Origin of the sequence: Croceitalea vernalis (assembly GCF_031846405.1) — a bacterium.
GTDB classification, from domain to species: Bacteria; Bacteroidota; Bacteroidia; order Flavobacteriales; family Flavobacteriaceae; genus Croceitalea; species Croceitalea vernalis.
Map to the genome: position 1 here is coordinate 137,127 of NZ_JAVRHU010000004.1, position 20,163 is coordinate 157,289.

Sequence of the window (20,163 nt, forward strand, 5' to 3'; positions counted from 1 at the left end):
TTATTTCTTTAATTTATTCTTGGCATGTTCAACACCGAGTTCAATCCAATATTGCAATTGTTCTTCGGTGTGATAACCTTCTACCGTAACAAAGATAAATTCTTTCATAGGTTTACCCGTGAAATCCATTGGTCGGACAAAGTTCTTGCGAAGTTCATGACTAATTTTTTCTGGAATCACACGAACCATTAATTCTTTATTTATAGTTCCAACGGTCATTTTTCCTTCTAATAAAAAGGCTAAGCCACCAAACATTCTTTTTTCTGTAAACTTCTCAGGAAAAATTTTCAATGCTACATTGATTCTTTTGGCTAGGTTTTCATCGTAAGGCATAATCTATAAACTGTATCGGGCTTTAGCTGTTATGTTTTGTTCAGCAAAATCATCTTCTAAAAACTTCAAATATCCAACAATACCAATCATAGCTGCGTTATCGGTGCAATATTCAAATTTTGGAATATAAGTATGCCATCCTAATGTTTTTTCAGCTTCTTTTAATCTAAAACGTATACCAGAATTTGCGGCTACTCCACCCCCAATAGCAATTTCTTTGATTCCAGTTTGATTTACGGCAAGCTTCAACTTTTGCATTAAGATCTCTAAGATTGTAAATTGAATAGAAGCGCAAATATCTTTAAGATTTTCCTCAATAAACTTTGGATTCTTTTTTACACTTTTCTGAACAAAATAGAGAATACTTGTTTTTAATCCACTGAAACTAAAATTGAGACCCTCAACTTTAGGTTTGGGAAAAATAAAAGCCTGTGCATTTCCTTCTTGAGCATACTTATCAATTAAAGGTCCTCCAGGGTAGGGAAGGCCAAGTAATTTTGCACTTTTATCGAAAGCTTCTCCAACAGCATCATCCAAAGTTTGTCCCAATATTTGCAAGTCAAAATAGTTGTTCACCTGAACAATTTGAGTGTGTCCACCGCTGAGGGTCATGGCTAAGAAAGGAAAAGAGGGTTGAGATTGTTTTTCATCATTTATAAAATGTGCTAAAATATGGGCTTGCATATGATGAACCTCTATTAAAGGAATATCAAGACCCAAAGCTAAAGACTTGGCAAAAGAAGTTCCAACTAGCAGAGATCCCATTAGTCCTGGACCTCTAGTGAAGGCTATTGCCGATAGTTGATTTTTGTCGATATTTGCTTTGGCTAATGCTTGATGTACTACGGGTACAATATTTTGCTGATGCGCTCTTGATGCTAACTCGGGTACAACACCGCCATATTGCTGGTGTATAGCCTGTGTAGCTACAACATTGCTAAGCACTTTATCATTTCGTAGCACTGCTGCAGAAGTATCATCGCATGAAGATTCTATGGCCAGTATAAAGTTTTCTTGACTTTTCACCTATTTTGGAACAAAAGTTGACGATGCAAAGATAAAAGGTAAATCACTATCAAAAAACTTAGAAAAATACTGATTAGAATTGTGCTGGTACTTTTACTGATTCTAGTCATTTCTACCATTGTTTTTTCCTTACCTATTGTTCAAACCAAAATTGCCAAAAAAGCGACCACAAGCCTGAATAAAGAATTTGGAACCAATATCAATATTGATAGGGTTCAATTTTCGCCTTTCACTTTAGGAGCTACCATCAAAGATATTTACGTTGAAGACTACCAAAAGGACACCCTTTTTTATATTCAAAAGCTTTCCACTTCAGTTTTAAGCCTTCGTAATATGGTTAATGGAAGGTTAGAGTTTGGTGATGTTGACGTTGATGGGCTATTCTTTAAGTTGAAGACCTATGAGGGTCAAAGAGATACCAATTTAGATGTGTTTGTTGACAAATTGGATGATGGTAAACCAAGAGCCCCAGGCACTCCTCCATTTTTCATGTCTTCTTCTGAAATAAATCTTTTTGAAAGTCGATTTTCCCTTGTAGATGAAAATCTCGAAAATCAAGAAATATTACAATTTAAAAATTTAAAAGTTAATGCTACTGATTTTCAAATTATTGGCCCGGAAGTAGGAATGATGATTAATGATCTGTCGCTGCTTAGTAAAAGAAACTTAAAAATTGAAAAATTAGCAACTACCTTCAAGTACACCAAACAACAAATGCGTTTTGATTCTTTAGCTATTAAAACAAAAGAATCAACCTTAAAAGGCAATTTGCAATTTGATTATAATAGAGAAGATTTTGGAGATTTTTTAAATAAAGTCAATGTAAAGGCAAATTTTGAAGAATCTACCGTGGCCTTCAACGAAATTAATGCCTATTTCAATGAATTTGGAACGGATAAAATAGCCACCTTTTCAAGTAACGTTTCTGGAGTTTTAAATAATTTAACTGTTACAGATTTGACATTGCTTTCTGATAACACAGGCGTGCGTGGGGACTTTAATTTTAAAAATCTTTTTAAGAAAGAAGAACCTTTTATAATGACTGCCAACATGGATAATGTCACTTCAAGTTATTATCAATTGAGAGGGTTGCTACCAAACATTTTAGGGAAATCAATACCTACATCATTTCAAAAATTTGGTCAATTTACAATTCGTGGTGACGCTGAAATAACAGATAGTTCCTTAGATGTTCAAGTTAATTTAAACACGGCTATTGGCAGTAGTTATGCTGACCTTCAAATGACGAATATCAACAATATTGACGATGCCTCATACCGCGGTTTTATTTCATTGATTGACTTTGATTTAGGAGACTTTATTGAAAATGAAAAATTTGGAAAAACAACGCTTGATGTTAATGTTGAAGGCCGTGGATTTATTGCAGAGTATTTAAATACAGAAGCGATTGGTGAGATATATAATATTGATTTTAACGGTTATATATATCAAGGTCTTAAAGTCTCTGGTATTATAAAAGAAGAACTTTTTGATGGGTCATTAATCAGCACTGATGAGAATTTTAAATTTAGTTTTAAAGGTCTTGCAGATTTTAGTGAGGCGCGTAATGATTTTAATTTTATCGCCAATGTTGATTATGCTGACTTCAATAAACTAAACTTTATAACGGATCCCGTCTCCGTTTTTAAAGGAAATGTGCGGATGGATATTGCGGGTAATTCATTAGATAATATTACTGGTGATATTCAATTTGAGAATACAATTTATCAAAATGTAAATGACACTTATAATTTTGATGATTTTGCTATTTCATCAACTTTTGAACAAGATTCAATTAGAAACATTCAAATCATTTCTCCTGACATTATAACGGGTTATATGAAAGGGAATTTTAAGGTTGCTGAATTAGGCAAGCTTTTTCAAAATTCGTTAGGAAGTATATATACTAACTATAAACCTTTTGAAATATCTGATGGTCAAGAAATAAACTTCAACTTTAAGATTTACAACAAGATTGTAAGTATATTTTTACCAGAGGTTCGCTTTGGTCCAGATACGTTTATTAGAGGAAACATTGTCGCAGATGAAGGAGATTTTAAACTAACTTTTAAATCACCTGAAATTGCAGCTTATAAGAATGCCTTAGAAAATATTGAACTAAAAATTGACAATAAAAATCCTTTGTTCAACACCTTTTTGTCAGTTGGTAATATGGAGACTGTTTATTATGATTTAAAAGACTTTAATCTCATTAATACGACCTTAAAAGACACTTTGTTTTTTAGGACGGAATTTAAAGGGGGTAGCCAGTTTAATGATAGTTACAATCTAAATTTCTATCATACCTTTAATGAAGAGAACAAATCCGTCATAGGTTTAAAAACTTCAGAGGTAAATTTTAAGGATAACAATTGGGTTCTCAATAAATCTGGAAATAGACAAAACAAGGTAATTGTTAATAGAACTTTAGATAGCATCGAAATTAAGGAAATTGTCATGGATAATGGCAAAGATGAACAGATTCGATTAAAAGGAGAATTAGCGGACTCAACGTATAAGAATCTGGAGCTTCAATTTAAAATCGTATCCCTTAATAAAATAACACCTGCCATTGATAGTTTAAAATTAGATGGTCAGGTCAATGGGTTTCTCAATATACTTCAAAAAGAGGGTAAATATCTACCTTCTTCTAGCCTTGATATCACAGACTTTTCTGTTAATGAAATGAGAATGGGTGATATGGAGGTTGTTGTTTTTGGTAATAATGACCTTACAGAATTTGGAGTGAATTCATGGCTTACAGAAGATGGGCAAGAACGTTTCAGTGTTAGTGGTAAAATTAATAATTCAAAAACCGAGACCAGTTTAGATTTGTTAGCTTCTTTAAACGAGTTTAAACTAGAGCCTTTTGCTCCTTTAGGTGAAGATATAATTTCAAATATCAGAGGCCTCCTTAACGGAAATGTTAGAATAACAGGCAATGCTAATAGTCCGGATTTTAATGGAACATTGACTTTAGATGAAGCAGGAATTGGTATACCTTATTTAGATGTTAATTATGATTTTGCGCCGCAATCTAGGGTTAGGTTATATGATCAAACTTTTTATTTTGATAATATTATTTTGAATGATGTTGATTATAATACGAAAGCAACTTTAGATGGGACCATTTCGCACACAGCCTTTAGTGATTGGATTTTAGGTTTAAACCTTGATACAAATGATGACCGTTTCCTAATTCTTGACACAGAATACGACGAGGATGAGTTATACTATGGTACCGGATTTGTTGATGGAACGGGTAGTATATTTGGCTCAACAAATGCCCTTACGATAGAATTTGATGGCGCCTCCGCCAAGGGAACAAAACTAAAAATTCCTTTAAGTGATGTGACCAGCGTCGGTGATTATTCATTTATCAATTTCATAGAAAAAGATGCTACAAATATAATAAAAGGAGAACGTGTATTAGATGACTATCAAGGTCTTGAACTTGCTTTTGATTTGGCTGTTACACCTGATGCAGAGGTCGAAATTGTCGTTGATAGAGAAAGTGGTAGTACTTTAAAGGGAACTGGCGAAGGACTTTTGTTATTTGAGATTAATACAAACGGCAAATTCAACATGTTTGGAGAGTTTGTTGTGGTGACTGGAGAGTATCGTTTTAGACGAGCAGGTCTTATCGACAAAACCTTTGAAGTAAGACCGGGAGGAACCATATTATGGGAGAGAGAACCCTTAGAAGCTCAATTAAAACTGGAAGCAGTATATGCTTTAAATGCTAATCCCGCACCGTTATTAGATAATCCAGGTTTTACAAGAAGAATACCTACAGAAGTTGTGGTTCGTTTAGAGGGGGAATTAGAAAATCCAACGATTGATTTTAATATTGAGTTTCCCGGTACAAATTCTGTGATTAAATCAGAATTGGAATATCGATTATTAGATCCAACGATTGAAAGTAATAATGCTTTTTTCTTATTGGCACAGGGAACATTCTTTAATGATCAGGGGTTAAATCAACAAGCGGTAACGGGTAATTTAATACAAACAGCCTCAGGTCTTTTAAATCAAGTTCTGGGTGGAAATGATGATAGTAAATTCAATTTTGGTTTATCTTATGAGCAGGGCTATGAAGATGTTAATGCTGGTGTAAATACAGAAGATCGTATTGGGGTAACAGTAACCACTCAAATATCAGATCGTGTTTTAGTTAATGGTCGCGTTGGTGTTCCTGTTGGTGGGGCAACGGAGACAGTAATTGCGGGTGATGTTGAAATTCAAGTGCTGTTAAATGATGATGGAACCTTAAGTGCTAAATTTTTTAATAGGCAAGGAGAAATTCAACAGTATTTAAGTGAACAACAAGGCAATCGTAATACCCAAGGTATCGGTTTGTCTTATCAGGTTGATTTTAATAATTTCAAAGAATTAATGAAGAAAATCTTTAGTTCCAAGAAGAGTGAAGAAGAAGCTGTAGAGAAGCCTCAATTAAATTCTAACGTTATGGGTAAAGACAGTTTAATTAGATTTTATCCAAAGAAAGTAAATCCAAGGCAATAAAATATCCCACAATTCAATAAAAAGTTGATACGAAATCGTTTGCGGTATTGAGATAAGTCAAATTAGTCAGCACGTCATTTTTTTATTGGAATAAGTTTGCTAGTTTTGATCTCTCAAAAATAAAAATGGCCAATAAAATCAACAAAATTGCAGTATTAACCTCTGGTGGTGATTCTCCAGGGATGAATGCAGCTATTAGATCTGTTGTACGTACCTGTGCCTTCATGAAAATGGAGTGTGTCGCTATTTATCGCGGCTACCAAGGGATGATTGATGGTGATTTTAAACCTATGAATGCTCGTAGTGTTAATAATATCATCAACAAGGGTGGTACTATTTTGAAATCTGCTAGATGTGAAGAGTTTAGAACGCCTGAAGGACGAAAAAAGGCCCATGACCAGTTATTAAAAGAAGGTATTGATGCCTTTGTTGTTATTGGTGGTAATGGCAGTTTTGCCGGTGCTCTAAAACTTAATGAAGAGTTTAATTTTCCTGTAATGGGAATCCCCGGTACGATTGATAATGATATATTAGGTACTTCTTACACGATAGGTTTTGATACAGCAATTAATACCGTTGTCGAGGTTATTGATAAGATACGTGATACCGCAAGCTCGCATAACAGATTATTCTTTGTAGAGGTTATGGGGCGTGATGTTGGTCATATAGCACTTAATGCTGGTGTAGGTGCCGGTGCAGAAGAAATTCTTATTCCTGAACAAAATTTAGGTTTAGAACGTCTTCTTGACTCTTTAAAAAGAAGTAAGAAATCAGGAAAGTCTTCTAGTATCGTGATTGTCGCTGAAGGTGATAAGACGGGTAAGAATGTATTTCAATTAAAAGATTACGTAGAAGAACATTTACCTATTTATGATGTTCGAGTTTCCGTATTAGGTCATATGCAAAGGGGAGGTAATCCAACTTGTTTTGACCGCGTATTGGCAAGTAGAATGGGCGTAAAGGCAGTTGAAGCCTTAATGGAAGATAAAACTAACTATATGGTTGGTATTAGAGATAATAAACTAATATTGACGCCTATAAGTGAGGCTATTAAAGCACATACCCCTGTTGATGAAGAGTTAATCAGGGTTTCTGATATTATGACAACTTAAAATAAAAATTAAACCTTAAAAAGAATACGATGTCACAGGTAAAAATTGGTATTAACGGATTTGGAAGAATCGGACGACTGGTCTTCAGAGCTTCAGTAAAAAGAGATAATGTAGAGGTAGTAGCCATAAATGATTTGTTAGATGTTGAACATTTAGCTTATTTATTAAAATATGATTCTGTACATGGAAAATTTGACGGAACTGTTGAGGTAAAAGATGGACATCTTGTAGTAAACGGTAAAACTGTTCGTATTACCGCTGAAAGAGACCCTAAGAATCTAAAATGGGATGAAGTAGGAGCCGATTTGGTAGCTGAATGTACAGGTATCTTTACCACTCTTGAAACTGCTCAATACCATATTGATGGTGGCGCTAAGAAAGTTATTATTTCTGCTCCATCAAAAGATGCTCCAATGTTCGTAATGGGAGTTAACCATATGGACGCTAAAGCGAGTGACACCATTGTATCTAACGCTTCTTGTACAACAAATTGTTTGGCTCCGTTAGCTAAGGTCTTAGACGATAATTTTGGAATTGAAGAAGGACTAATGACAACAGTTCATGCAACCACTGCTACTCAATTAACTGTCGATGGACCTTCGAGAAAGGATTATAGAGGAGGTAGAAGTGCAATGTTAAATATTATACCAGCTTCTACAGGAGCTGCAAAAGCAGTAACAAAGGTAATTCCTTCTTTAGTTGGTAAGTTAACTGGTATGGCTTTTAGAGTACCAACTGCAGATGTATCTGTTGTAGACTTGACGGTGCGTTTAGAAAAGGAGACTTCTTACGAAGAGATTAAAAAAGTATTTAAAGAAGCTTCAGAAGGAAAAATGAAAGGTGTTTTAGGGTATACTGAAGATGCCGTTGTTTCTCAAGATTTTGTTTCTGATTCTCATACAAGTATTTTTGATGCTGGTGCAGGTATCGAGTTAAATTCAAAGTTTTTCAAACTAATTTCTTGGTATGATAATGAAGCAGGTTTCTCTAATAAGATGTTAGATTTAGCATCACACGTTTCAAGTCTTTAGAAAATAATATAATTCATATATTCCTGAAAATTTGGGTAATTTCCTTATTTTCAGGAATATTTATTTTAAGTAGTTATGGTTTTAATCGTTGATAGCGGAGCAACAAAATCTGATTGGATAGCATTGGATAAAAATGGCGAGAAGCTATTTGTCACACAAACCTTAGGTTTAAGTCCTGAGGTATTGACTAGAGAGGTTATTGAAGACCGTTTGGCCAATAACTTTGAGCTTTCAAAAAATAAAGAAGAAGTTTCGCAACTCTATTTTTATGGCGCCGGGTGCGGTACCGATAGAATGAAAAAATTTTTGAAAGAAATTTTCAAAGACTTTTTTCCTAATGCGAAAACTGAGGTTCGTGAAGATACGTTTGCGGCGATTTATTCAACTACTAAAATTGGACATCAGGGTATCGTTTGTATTCTTGGGACTGGATCTAATTGTAGTTATTACGATGGGCATCAACTATTTCAAAAAGTCACTTCTTTAGGCTATATTTTAATGGATGATGGTAGTGGTAATTTCTTTGGTAGAAAATTACTTCGTGATTATTATTTTCATAAAATGCCACAAGATTTAGGTATAAAGTTTGCTAAGGAATATGAATTAGAGGCGGATGTTATTAAGCATAACCTATACAAACAACCTAATCCAAATACCTATTTAGCCACTTTTGCTCGTTTCATTATCGAGAATAAGGAACACCCTTACTGTCGAGGGGTTATTGACAAAGGTTTTCAGCAATTTGTGAATAATTATATCATGCAATTTGAACTGGCGACAAAAGTACCTATCAATTTTGTTGGTAGTATAGCTCATTTCTTAAGAGAAGAATTAACAACCGTAATTGAAAGAAATGATTTGATACTGGGTGTAATTCGCCAAAGACCAATTGAAGGTCTAGTAGAATTTCATAAAAGTACTATTTAACAGCAATCATTGAGATTTCTACATTTACGAACATTGGTAAATTAGCAACTTCAACAGTTTCTCTAGCAGGTGCTGTATCGGCATTAAAATGACTGCCATAAACCTCATTTACTTGAGAGAATTGATGCATATCTTTTAAAAAGATTGAAGTCTTTACAACATTCTCAAAATTCATTCCCGCTTCTTCTAAAATAGCTTTTAGATTTTGCATGCATTGTTCTGCTTCTATTTTCACATCACCTTGGACCAACTTACCCGAAGCAGGGTCAATAGGAGTCTGACCGGAAATATATAAGGTGTCTTTAATTAAAATAGCTTGGTTGTAAGGCCCTATTGGCGCAGGAGCTTTACTAGTTGTAATTATTGTTTTCATTTTTTTTACGTTACAAATTGGTTAATGAAAAAATTGAGATTTTAACGTTGACTTCTGTTTTCCCATTTTAAATCTTGTAATAATGAGCTACTTATTCCAATAAAGAAAAACCAGTTTTCATTAGATCCAAAAGGTACCCAATCAAATCTTAAATCAAAACTTTTTAGGTTCCTTCTGAATCCTAATTGGGTCTGGGCAAAACCATTGTTTATAAAATCATATCCTGAACTTACCCGCACATCCCATCGTGGTGATAATGACACATTACCTGAAAACATTAGGTTAGCTCTATTAATTTCATCTTGACGATTTGTATTGTTATAACTCATTCCAAACCGCATACTTAAATCCCATGGCAGTTTATTTCCATAAAGTGGGTTTTCTATATCTTCCTCTGCTTTTCTATCATTACTTGCCCTATTATCCAATCCAAAACCAAATAAATCGTCTGTACTTCCTCCACTTGTAGCTCTATATTCATCGCTAACTGCTTTTGCTTCGTCAACGTCCTCTTTGTCTTTACCAAATATTGCGCTGGTTAAAGAATAAGAAACATCAATTCTACCAGTTGTAAAACGCAATAAACTACCACCATTTTTAACGTTTAGTGTATTTATTCTGGTGCCATTATTATCAATGGTATAAGGATCCAATGTACCTGCGAAATTGATACTCATTTTATTATCAAATAAGCTGGTAGCACCATTCATTGCTATTGGGCTAAGTTTTAAAGAATCCGCTTGAAAATTATAAGCGGTTGAAAAATTCAAATTCTTCAATATGGATACTTTTTTGGCTTCTGTAGCTGTCGAGTCTTTATCTCTTACTTTGGCTTCTAATGTATTTTGAAGCGAAAAAGTCATTGAGTTGGATTGTGTTAAACTTGGTGCTCCGTTTAAGGTACCTTCAAATCTGCTATATTGAACTAATTCCCCATCATTGTCCTCATAGGTGTCATAGAATTGCTCAGAAGAGGGTGTGTATCCCCATCCGACCTGTGGTCTGATAACGTGGCGGATTGCTTGTATTTTTTTATCCTCTCCAAAATTAAAAGTTCCATAGAGGGTTGTTCCAATACTTGCACTAAGTCCATATCTATTATACCTATCAAAACCTGCTATAGTATCTAAAACAACTTCCGTATTACTGTCAGGATTATCTGGATCAACGCCTCGCTCAAAAGTTTCAAAAGCCCATACATCTTCATAATTACCCCCAACGGTGACACTAAAATATTTTGCAACTTTGAAGTTAGTACTAATTGGTAAGGTATGTCTAGCACCTATTTTCGCGTCCTCAAACATTCTTTTTGTAAAAAATAAAGTGTCAGTTGTAGCTATTCTATTTTCTGCCCTTAAATTATATTGAAAGTTCACATTTTGAATTAGTCCTTTTTTAATCCCATCTCTTTTGGCAAATGGAAAAATACGCTCCATACTAGCGCTCAAAGTAGGTAATGTTAGATTGACTTGTTGAGTCCTAGTATTCTGATTATGAGTTGCAGTCAAACTCATATTCACTGAAGGATAATTGGGAAAAGTTTTTGAATATGAAATTGAAGAGGACAAGTTATTATTCTGGTTATTTTGAACATTAATTTGATTGAAAGAGTTCGTAAAATATTGACTACTCCCAAGGTTTACCGATGCTGAAAAACGAGAATTTGGATTAGCCTTAGCATCTTGTGAATGAGAGATTTGAAGGTTATATAAAGTAGACCGACTAAAGTCATCAAATCCTTTTTGACTCGTAATCTGATTTTCAAATCTAAAGTTTACATTCCCTCTATATTTATATCTTTTAATGTACGTAGATTGTGTTCTGAATCCATAACTTCCATTAGTGAAAAAGTCACCGAGCAAAGTGATATCAACATTGTCGTTAATTGGTAAATAGTAACCCCCGTTTTGCAAAAAGTACCCCCTATTTGGATCATTACCAAATGTAGGAAATATGAGCCCCGCTGTGCGGCCAGTCGTTAAAGGGAAATAAGCAAATGGAAGTGCGATAGGTGTAGGTACATCTACGAGATAAAAATTACTAAAACCTGCTATTATCTTTTTGCCTGGAACAAATTTGGCTTTTCTAATTTTGATGTAGTAATCAGGATCAACGGTATCCTTAGAGGTAGTTAGTCTACCATTTTTCAAAAAATAAACAGAATCATTTTCTTTTTTGGTAACCTCAGCTAATACTTTCATAGCGTCTTGACCACCTAAAGCTCCTAAACCAGCACTTTGTTCGGTTCTTGAATTCCAAATAAGTGCTTTCTGTGTATCAAAATTAAAACGAATTGAATCTGGAATTACAACTTGATCACCTTGTTTAAAATTTGGTAATTGTGAATAAGTCCCAGTTGAGTCCTTAATTCTTCCGGCATAGACTTCGTTTTTAATGTAATCCATAATGATAATACCTGCTTTTAGCTCGGTATCTTGGTAATAGATTTCAGCTTCATTATAAAGGTATATTTTCTTGTCTTTTTGGCTTAGTTTGACGTAATCTTTGGCCTTGTATTTAATCTTTCCTAACAAGAGTTGTTTTTTCCCAGATGTAGAATCTATTGTTGCGGAATCGACTGATATTGAATCTTTTGCCATACTCATGGGCAATAAAGGCGCTGTTATAGTATCCTTAATAGCTTTAATAGGTAACGGTACAATAGGGTCTTCTTGAGCTACAACAGTTATCGTCGTGAAAACCAATAGGAATAGGAAAAGATAGAGATGTTTGTTTGCTTGCAACGTGATAAATCCTATTTTTGTAGTAGTTTGGCTCGGTCTTTGGAGTTCAAACTTACATATATTTTTTATTCTGTTAATCTGGCATTACAATAAATTTAACCTTGACAGGGTACTAAAATTAAGCAGTTCTTATGGCTAAAACGCGAATCATTTTCACTATTCTCTTGGGATTCATTTTTCTTAATTATTCATTTATCAAAAATAGTACTGAAGAAAACGCCAAAAATAAGTTCGTCGTTGTTTTAGATGCTGGCCATGGCGGTCATGATCCAGGAAACCTCGGAAATGGATTTCTAGAAAAAAACATTGCACTCGACATTGTTTTAGAAGTTGGTAAGGTTCTAGAGAAGAATCCTGATATTAAAGTGGTCTACACGCGCGATGACGACACTTTTGTTGACTTATTCAAAAGAGGTGAAATAGCTAATCAAGCTAACGCTGATTTATTTGTTTCAGTTCATTGTGATTCGCACAATTCAGATGCCTATGGTGCTGGCACTTTTGTGCTAGGATTACACGCAAACAAACAGAATTTTGAAGTTGCTAAAAAGGAAAACTCGGTTATTTATCTCGAAGATAATTATGAGCAGAAGTACTCTGAATATGATATTAATTCGCCAGAATCTGTTATTGGTTTAACTGTTATGCAAGAGGAGTTTTTGGACCAAAGTATTGAGCTTGCAAAACTTTTACAAACCAGTTTTACTTCTAAGCTTAAAAGAAAAGATAGAAAAGTTAAACAAGCAGGCTTTATTGTATTGCATCAAACTTTTATGCCAAGCGTGCTTATTGAAGCTGGTTTTTTAACTAATAAAAATGAAGGCTCTTATCTGAATTCTACTAAAGGGAAAAAAGAGATGGGAACTGCTATTGCCAATGCAATACTTTCTTATAAGGATGGTGTTGGTGCCAATATAGAACCTTTAACAATTTCAGAAAATACGACCGCTTCAAAAACTAAAGAAGATGGTCTGGAAATATTAACACCGGTTGAGAAAAAGGAAGATGTGGTTGATGCTGATATTTCAGTTGAGAAGATATCAGAAAAATCGGTAACCAAACCTATGATTAAAGAAGTTAAGGAAGAGTCTAAGATAACTTCTTCAACTACCAAAATCCAAGGCGCAGATGGTATAACATTTAAAGTACAATTAATGGCGAGCGCTAAGGTTCTAAAATTAGAAGCGAAAAATTTTAATGGCCTTGATAATATTTCTAAAGAAGCATTTAGCAATTTATATCGATACATGTATGGAAATACAAATTCTTATCATGAAGCAAAAGCTTTAAAATCTAAGGCTGATTCTAAAGGATATACTACTTCGTATATTGTCGCTTATAAGCAAGGTAAACGAATACCACTACAAGAAGCCTTAAAATGATTTTGACATTGTAAGGCTGTCTTAAAATTATTCCTAATTTTGTTTAGAACAGTAAAGCATAACTTTTGAAACTATCTAGAGAAGTTAAGACCGGAATTTTAGTCGTTTTAGGAATTCTAGCCGTCATCTTCGGTTTTAGTTATTTAAAATCTTCTTCGTTTTTTGATGATTCGTCTACCTTCTATGCCGTCTATGATAACGTGGGTGGCTTGCAAAGTGGGACTCAGGTTTCGATTAATGGTCTGGTAGTTGGAAATGTTACTAGTATAAAATTTAAGGACAACAAGTTTCAATCAATCGTTACTTTCAAAGTAAATAAAGGGTACGGCTTTACAAAGAACAGTTTGGCTGAAATTTATGACACCGGAATCATTGGTGGTAAAGGAATTCAAATAATTCCTGTTTTTGATGATAGTCCATTGGCGATATCAGGAGACACCTTAAATTCAGCAGTTAAGCCAGGTATTACTGATTTGGTTCAAGAAAAACTCACGCCATTGCAGATGAAAGTTGAAGGAGCAGTAACTAATGCAGATTCCTTATTGATGAATGTGAATGATGTTTTGGATGCTCGGACTAAATTAGAACTTCGTCAAAGTATCGCAGGTTTAAATAAACTTGTGACATCCTTTCAAGTAAGTGCAAATACTTTAAATGATGTACTTGCTTCAAATAAAAAGGAATTGGACAGTTCTATAAAAAATGTGAACACCATAACTGAGAATTTTGCTGAATTATCTGAAGAACTGGCTAAAAGTGATTTAGCAGGAACTATAAAAGGATTACAGGGGACGGTTGATAATTTGAATGAATTATTGAGTAAAATAGAAAGGGGAGAAGGATCTCTTGGAAAGTTAGCTAATGATGATGAATTTTATAATAATCTTTCAAATGCTTCAAGAGAATTAGATTTGTTATTACAAGATTTTAGATTGAATCCTAAAAGGTATGTCAATGTTTCTGTTTTTGGGAAAAAACAAAAGGATTATGAAGTACCAGAGAACGATCCAGCAGCAACTAAAGAAAATTAATAAATGGAGTATATTCCGAATATAATATTTGCAATTGCTTTGGCAATTGGCTTTGGTTTCTTTGCCAAAAACGTAAAAAAACTTTCGAGAAATATTAAACTTGGTCGTGATATTGATGTAAGTGATAACAAATCACAGCGATGGAAGAATATGGCCAGAATTGCCCTTGGTCAAACAAAAATGGTTGTTAGACCCATTGCCGGCTTTTTACATATTATTGTTTATGTTGGTTTTGTTATCATCAATATTGAGGTTTTAGAGATTATTATTGATGGTCTTTTAGGTACCCATAGAATTTTTGCACCATTAGGTGCTTTATATGACTTTTTAATTGGTTCTTTTGAAATTCTTGCATTACTAGTAATTATTGCTGTTGTAGTTTTTTGGCTTCGAAGAAACATTATAAGGCTCAAGCGTTTTATAAAACCGGAAATGGAAGGTTGGCCAAAAAAAGATGGCAACCTTATTCTCTACATTGAAGTAGTTTTAATGTTTTTATTTCTAACTATGAACGCAACTGATTTTCAGTTACAACAGCTAGGAGCCGAACATTATCGGCAGGCCGGTTCTTTTCCCGTAAGTCAATTTGTTGCACCACTTTTCGATGGCATGTCAATTTCTACTTTGGTTATTATAGAGAGAAGTGCTTGGTGGCTTCACATCTTAGGAATTTTATTCTTTCTTAATTATCTATATTATTCTAAGCATTTGCACATATTGCTAGCATTTCCTAATACTTACTATGGTAAATTAAAACCACAAGGTGAGTTTGATAATTTGGAAGCTGTAACCAATGAAGTTAAATTAATGTTAGACCCATCGGCTGATCCATTTGCCGCTCCAGAAGATGATGCCGAGGTTCCTGAAAAATTTGGAGCTTCTGATGTTCAAGATTTAAACTGGGTTCAATTATTAAATTCATATACCTGTACTGAGTGCGGAAGATGTACTTCAGAATGTCCTGCCAACCAAACAGGCAAAAAGCTTTCTCCTAGAAAAATCATGATGGATACTCGTGATAGGTTAGAAGAGGTAGGTAAAAACATGGACGCTAACAAAGGAGTTTTCGTTCCAGATGGGAAACAACTTTTAGACGACTATATCTCCAAAGAAGAATTGTGGGCTTGTACGACCTGTAATGCATGTGTAGAAGCATGCCCTGTAAGTATAGACCCCTTATCAATTATTGTGGAGATGCGCAGGTATTTAGTTATGGAACAATCGGCAGCTCCATCTGATTTAAATAATATGATGGGTAATTTAGAAAACAATGGTGCCCCTTGGCCTTTTAATCAAATGGATAGATTGAATTGGGTTCAAGAATCTTAAATTTTTGTAATGGAAAATAATATGAATGTACCAACGATGGCTTCGCTTTTTGCAGAAGGTAAACAACCTGAAGTACTTTTTTGGGTTGGTTGTGCTGGTAGTTTTGATGATAGAGCTAAAAAGATAACTAAGGCATTTGTCAAAATCTTGAATAAAGCTGGCGTTAGTTTTGCGGTATTAGGTACAGAAGAAAGCTGTACTGGAGATCCGGCAAAACGAGCTGGGAATGAATTTCTTTTTCAGATGCAAGCAATGACCAATATTGAGGTTATGAACGGCTATGAAGTAAAGAAAGTAGTCACGGCTTGCCCACATTGTTTTAATACTATTAAGAATGAATACCCCAGTCTTGGAGGTAACTATGAAGTTGTTCATCACACCACTTTTTTAAAACAATTGGTAGACGATGGTAAAATCACTTTGGAGGGTGGAACATACAAAGGAAAAAGAATTACGTATCATGATCCATGTTACTTAGGAAGAGCAAATAGTGTATTTGAGGCTCCTAGAGAACTAATTGCCAAATTAGACGCAGAATTAGTTGAAATGAAAAACTGTCGCAAACGTGGTCTTTGTTGTGGTGCTGGTGGGGCACAAATGTTCAAAGAACCCGAACAAGGTGATAAAGATGTAAATATTGAAAGAACAGAACAGGCTTTAGTTACGCAACCAGAAATTATTGCTGCTGCCTGCCCATTTTGCAATACTATGATGACTGATGGAGTAAAAAACAAAGAGAAAGAGGCTTCTATTGCCGTGCTCGATGTTGCAGAATTAATTGCCAATGTTGAAGATTTATAATTTTGGTAGAGCTGGTTTAAAAGTATTTGAAAAAAAGAATTATGCTAGTGAATTTTAAAGAACTTCCCGGGAGTGCAAGAATCTGGATTTATCAGTGTAATCGTAGTCTTTCTGAACTTGAGCTTAAAGAGATAAATGATTCTTTTTCTAAATTCTTGGAGCAATGGACGGCCCATGGCAGTGATTTGAAGGCTGGTTTTGAAATTAAGTACAAACGATTTATTATTTTAGGTTTAGACCAAACACAATCCAGTGCTTCAGGTTGTTCTATTGATGCTTCGGTTCATTTTATACAGAATTTGGAACAGAAATACAAAGTAGATTTATTAGATAAAATGAACGTTTCTTATAAACAAGGAGAATTTATAGCATATAAGACACTAGTTGATTTTAAGAAAATGGCAAAGCAACGTGCAGTATCCAAAAACACTGTAGTATTTAATAATTTGGTCGCTACAAAACAAGAATATATAGAAAACTGGGAGGTAGCTGCTTCTGACAGTTGGCATGGTCGATTTATGTGAATTTCATCCTAAATACCTTTGATTTCCCCTATTTTCTGCAGTTTCCTCGATGAAATACAATATTTTTAGATGCTATTAGTTGATTCCCTAGACAATTTAGTATGCAGAGAAACTTTTACTTGACCTTTTTTTTATTAGTCTTTTACATTTGTTCCTCACAGGTAAATCCTTTGGTTGTTTCAGATACATTAGCTCAAGAGAGCTGGGTTAATTCAAAATACGAATCTATGACCCTAGAAGAACGCATTGGGCAATTGTTTATGGTTAGTGTTGCTTCAAATCAAAATAAGAATGCTACAGATAAGGTTGAAAAATTAATTCGTGAACATCATATTGGAGGGGTTATTTTTTCAAAGGGAGGTCCAATGCGACAAGCCAAATTAACCAATGCTTATCAAAAGGCTTCAAAAACACCTTTGTTAATTGGTATGGATGCCGAGTGGGGGCTTGCAATGCGCTTAGATTCAACTTATGCCTTTCCGTGGAATATGACCTTAGGTGCTATTCAAAACGATTCAGCCATTTATGAAGTTGGTCGTCAGGTTGGAAAACATGCAAAACGTTTAGGTGTTCATATCAATTTCGCTCCTGATATTGACATCAATATTAATCCGAATAATCCTATTATTGGTAACCGTTCTTTTGGTGAAGATAAGTTGAATGTTGCCAGAAGTGGTATTGCGTTTATGAAAGGAATGGAAAGTATGGGGGTATTATCTTCTGGAAAACACTTCCCAGGACATGGTGATACGGCAACCGATTCACATCATTCTTTGCCTTATTTAGAATTCAGTAAAACACGATTGGATAGTATTGAGCTCTATCCATACAAAGAACTTATCAAAGAAGGTCTTAGCAGTGTTATGGTGGCCCACCTAGATATTCCCAGTTTAGAGAAGAAAAAAGGTTCACCATCCTCCTTATCAAAATCAATAATTACAGATTTACTAAAAACTGAACTTGGTTTCAAAGGTCTTGTATTTACAGATGCTTTGAATATGAAAGCGGTTTCAGAATTTGCTCCAGAGGGTGAAGTGGAGTTATCAGCTTTTAATGCGGGTAATGACATGTTATTAATGCCTGTAGATGTTTTAAATGCAAAAGCAAAGATTTTAAAGGCTTATCAGAAGGGCAAAATAAAAGAGGAACGGTTAAAAGAATCGGTTAAGAAAATTTTGATGGCCAAATATAAATCGGGACTAAATAATTTTACCCCAATCGATTTAAATAATCTTTATCAAGATTTGAATCACAAAGAGAATGACCTGGTTTATGAGAAGGCCATAGAAAATGCTATCACTGTTGTCAAAAATAAGTTTGGCTTATTACCAATTAGAAAACTAGATAATAAGAAAATAGCATATGTCCGTTTTGGAGAAGAATCGGGTGATAGTTTTCTTAATTCTTTAAAAAAGTATGGGGAGGTAACAGAAATTAAGGCAAAGGATATTTCCGGTTATAAAGAAAAATTAAAAGAATATAACCTTGTTATCATAGGATTACATAAAAATAATGAAAGCCCTTGGAAGAGTCATAAATTTTCAAAAAACGAACTTTTTTGGCTTCAAGAAATTTCTAGGCTACGCACTAGTAATACTATTTTAACAGTATTTACTAAACCATATGCATTACTTGATGTTGTTAATTTTGATACCATTGATGGTGTGGTAGTTGGTTATCAAAACAGTAAAATGGCCCAAGAAAAAACTGCTGAAGCCATTTTCGGTGCAATTTCTACCAAGGGTAGATTACCAGTATCTGCCAATTGGATTTTCCCAGTTAATTCAGGCGTTGATATTAAAGAAATTGCTCGTTTAGGGTACAGTTTTCCTGAAAGAGTAGGTATTGATTCTGAAAGATTAGCTGCTGTTGATAGCCTTATGTTAATGGGAATTGATTCTATGATGTATCCCGGAGCGCAAGTAGTGATTGCTAGAAAAGGTAAAGTTATTTATAATAAAAGCTTTGGTAAACCCACTTATGATGCTAAGGATAGTATTACCGATGATTATATGTATGATTTAGCTTCGTTAACTAAAATTTTGGGAACCTTACCAATGATAATGAAAATGGAAGAAGAATCAAAAATAAAACTTAATGATACTTTTCAAGATCTTATACCTGAATACGAAGAATCTGAATTGAAAGATGTCACAGTTTTAAAAGCATTATCTCATTATGGAAGATTACCGTCATGGATAGCATTTTATGTAAGTACTTTGGATAAAAATAGAAAACCATCAATTGAGTTTTATAAGAATGTTCCAACGGAAGATTATTCAATAAAAGTTAGTGATGGATTATACTTGGCCAATGTTTATAAAGATTCTATTTATAATCGAATAGGTAGACAAGAGCTTAAATCAAATCGATATCGTTACAGTGATGTAGCTTACTATGTATTTAAAAAATATATCGAAGACACCTATGATAATTCATTAGATGTTTTAGTCAATAATTTTTTATTTAAGTCAATTGGGGCTAGCAGAACTGGGTACAATCCTATAGAAAATTTTGAAAAAGATAAAATTGTACCATCTGAAGAAGATGACTATTTCCGCTATCAAACTGTTCAGGGTTATGTTCATGATATGGGGGCTGCAATGCAAGGTGGAGTAGGTGGTCATGCAGGCCTTTTTAGTAATGCGAATGATGTAGCTAAAATTATGCAGATGTATTTACAAGGTGGTTATTATGGTGGAGAGCGTTTTCTTGATGAACGAACGGTCAAGAAGTTCAATACCTGTTATTTCTGTCATAAAGATGTAAGAAGGGGAGTAGGTTTTGATAAACCTCAGTTAGAAGATAAAGGTCCTACATGTGGCTGTGTTTCAAGAAAGAGTTTTGGGCATAGCGGTTTTACAGGTACCTATACTTGGGCTGATCCCGATGAAGAAATTGTTTATGTATTTCTTTCGAATAGAACATATCCTAGTATGAGAAATAATCTATTAGTCAAATCAGGCCTTCGAACTCGTATTCAACAAGCTATTTATGATTCTCTTATCAATTAGTCAATAATTAAT

Annotated in this window: 14 protein-coding genes; 10 read left to right on the top strand and 4 right to left on the bottom strand. The window is 34.3% G+C overall.

The genetic code is table 11. The features are described 5' to 3' along the window. On the bottom strand, positions 1-333 hold the full coding sequence (locus RM520_RS13500; protein WP_311386370.1) for a TfoX/Sxy family protein: 333 nt from the start codon (positions 331-333) through the stop codon (positions 1-3). Positions 334-336: 3 nt separating this feature from the next. Further along, complete coding sequence (gene tsaD, locus RM520_RS13505) at positions 337-1,359, bottom strand: tRNA (adenosine(37)-N6)-threonylcarbamoyltransferase complex transferase subunit TsaD (RefSeq protein WP_311386371.1); 1,023 nt, start codon at positions 1,357-1,359, stop codon at positions 337-339. Positions 1,360-1,440: 81 nt separating this feature from the next. Between tsaD and RM520_RS13510 the strand changes: the two genes are divergently transcribed. The 4 genes from RM520_RS13510 (at position 1,441) to RM520_RS13525 (ending at position 8,953) form a co-directional block, all read left to right on the top strand. Continuing rightward, positions 1,441-5,883 carry a translocation/assembly module TamB domain-containing protein gene (locus tag RM520_RS13510; protein ID WP_311388347.1) on the top strand — a complete coding sequence of 1,481 codons (4,443 nt, stop codon included), beginning with the start codon at positions 1,441-1,443 and terminating at the stop codon, positions 5,881-5,883. A gap of 125 nt (positions 5,884-6,008) precedes the next feature. Beyond that, positions 6,009-6,995 carry a 6-phosphofructokinase gene (pfkA, locus tag RM520_RS13515; protein WP_311388348.1) on the top strand — a complete coding sequence of 329 codons (987 nt, stop codon included), beginning with the start codon at positions 6,009-6,011 and terminating at the stop codon, positions 6,993-6,995. A 29-nt stretch (positions 6,996-7,024) separates the two neighbouring features. Next, on the top strand, positions 7,025-8,026 hold the full coding sequence (gene gap / locus RM520_RS13520) for a type I glyceraldehyde-3-phosphate dehydrogenase (RefSeq protein ID WP_311386374.1): 1,002 nt from the start codon (positions 7,025-7,027) through the stop codon (positions 8,024-8,026). 75 nt (positions 8,027-8,101) lie between these two features. Further along, positions 8,102-8,953 (top strand): N-acetylglucosamine kinase, encoded by an 852-nt coding sequence (locus tag RM520_RS13525; protein ID WP_311388349.1) that lies wholly within the window; start codon positions 8,102-8,104, stop codon positions 8,951-8,953. Here RM520_RS13525 and RM520_RS13530 read toward each other — a convergent pair. Further along, positions 8,946-9,326 carry a RidA family protein gene (locus RM520_RS13530; protein ID WP_311386376.1) on the bottom strand — a complete coding sequence of 127 codons (381 nt, stop codon included), beginning with the start codon at positions 9,324-9,326 and terminating at the stop codon, positions 8,946-8,948. The two genes, RM520_RS13525 and RM520_RS13530, sit on opposite strands and share 8 nt — an antisense overlap. Positions 9,327-9,367: 41 nt before the next feature. Continuing rightward, on the bottom strand, positions 9,368-12,070 hold the full coding sequence (locus tag RM520_RS13535; RefSeq protein ID WP_311388350.1) for a putative LPS assembly protein LptD: 2,703 nt from the start codon (positions 12,068-12,070) through the stop codon (positions 9,368-9,370). A 131-nt stretch (positions 12,071-12,201) separates the two neighbouring features. Between RM520_RS13535 and RM520_RS13540 the strand changes: the two genes are divergently transcribed. The 6 genes from RM520_RS13540 (at position 12,202) to RM520_RS13565 (ending at position 20,151) form a co-directional block, all read left to right on the top strand. After that, a complete protein-coding gene (locus RM520_RS13540) occupies positions 12,202-13,452 on the top strand; it encodes an N-acetylmuramoyl-L-alanine amidase family protein (protein ID WP_311388351.1) in 1,251 nt (416 codons plus the stop codon). Between the two features lie 65 nt (positions 13,453-13,517). Next, positions 13,518-14,483 (top strand): MlaD family protein, encoded by a 966-nt coding sequence (locus RM520_RS13545; RefSeq protein WP_311386379.1) that lies wholly within the window; start codon positions 13,518-13,520, stop codon positions 14,481-14,483. 3 nt (positions 14,484-14,486) lie between these two features. After that, on the top strand, positions 14,487-15,812 hold the full coding sequence (locus RM520_RS13550; protein ID WP_311388352.1) for a (Fe-S)-binding protein: 1,326 nt from the start codon (positions 14,487-14,489) through the stop codon (positions 15,810-15,812). Between the two features lie 9 nt (positions 15,813-15,821). Then, on the top strand, positions 15,822-16,613 hold the full coding sequence (locus tag RM520_RS13555; RefSeq protein WP_311386381.1) for a (Fe-S)-binding protein: 792 nt from the start codon (positions 15,822-15,824) through the stop codon (positions 16,611-16,613). A 41-nt stretch (positions 16,614-16,654) separates the two neighbouring features. Then, positions 16,655-17,137, top strand: coding sequence for an ABC transporter ATPase (locus RM520_RS13560; RefSeq protein ID WP_311386382.1), 483 nt, complete (start codon positions 16,655-16,657; stop codon positions 17,135-17,137). 101 nt (positions 17,138-17,238) lie between these two features. Further along, the gene (locus RM520_RS13565; protein WP_311386383.1) at positions 17,239-20,151 is read left to right on the top strand and encodes a serine hydrolase domain-containing protein; all 2,913 of its coding nucleotides are present in this window, start codon (positions 17,239-17,241) and stop codon (positions 20,149-20,151) included. Positions 20,152-20,163 lie beyond the last annotated feature (12 nt).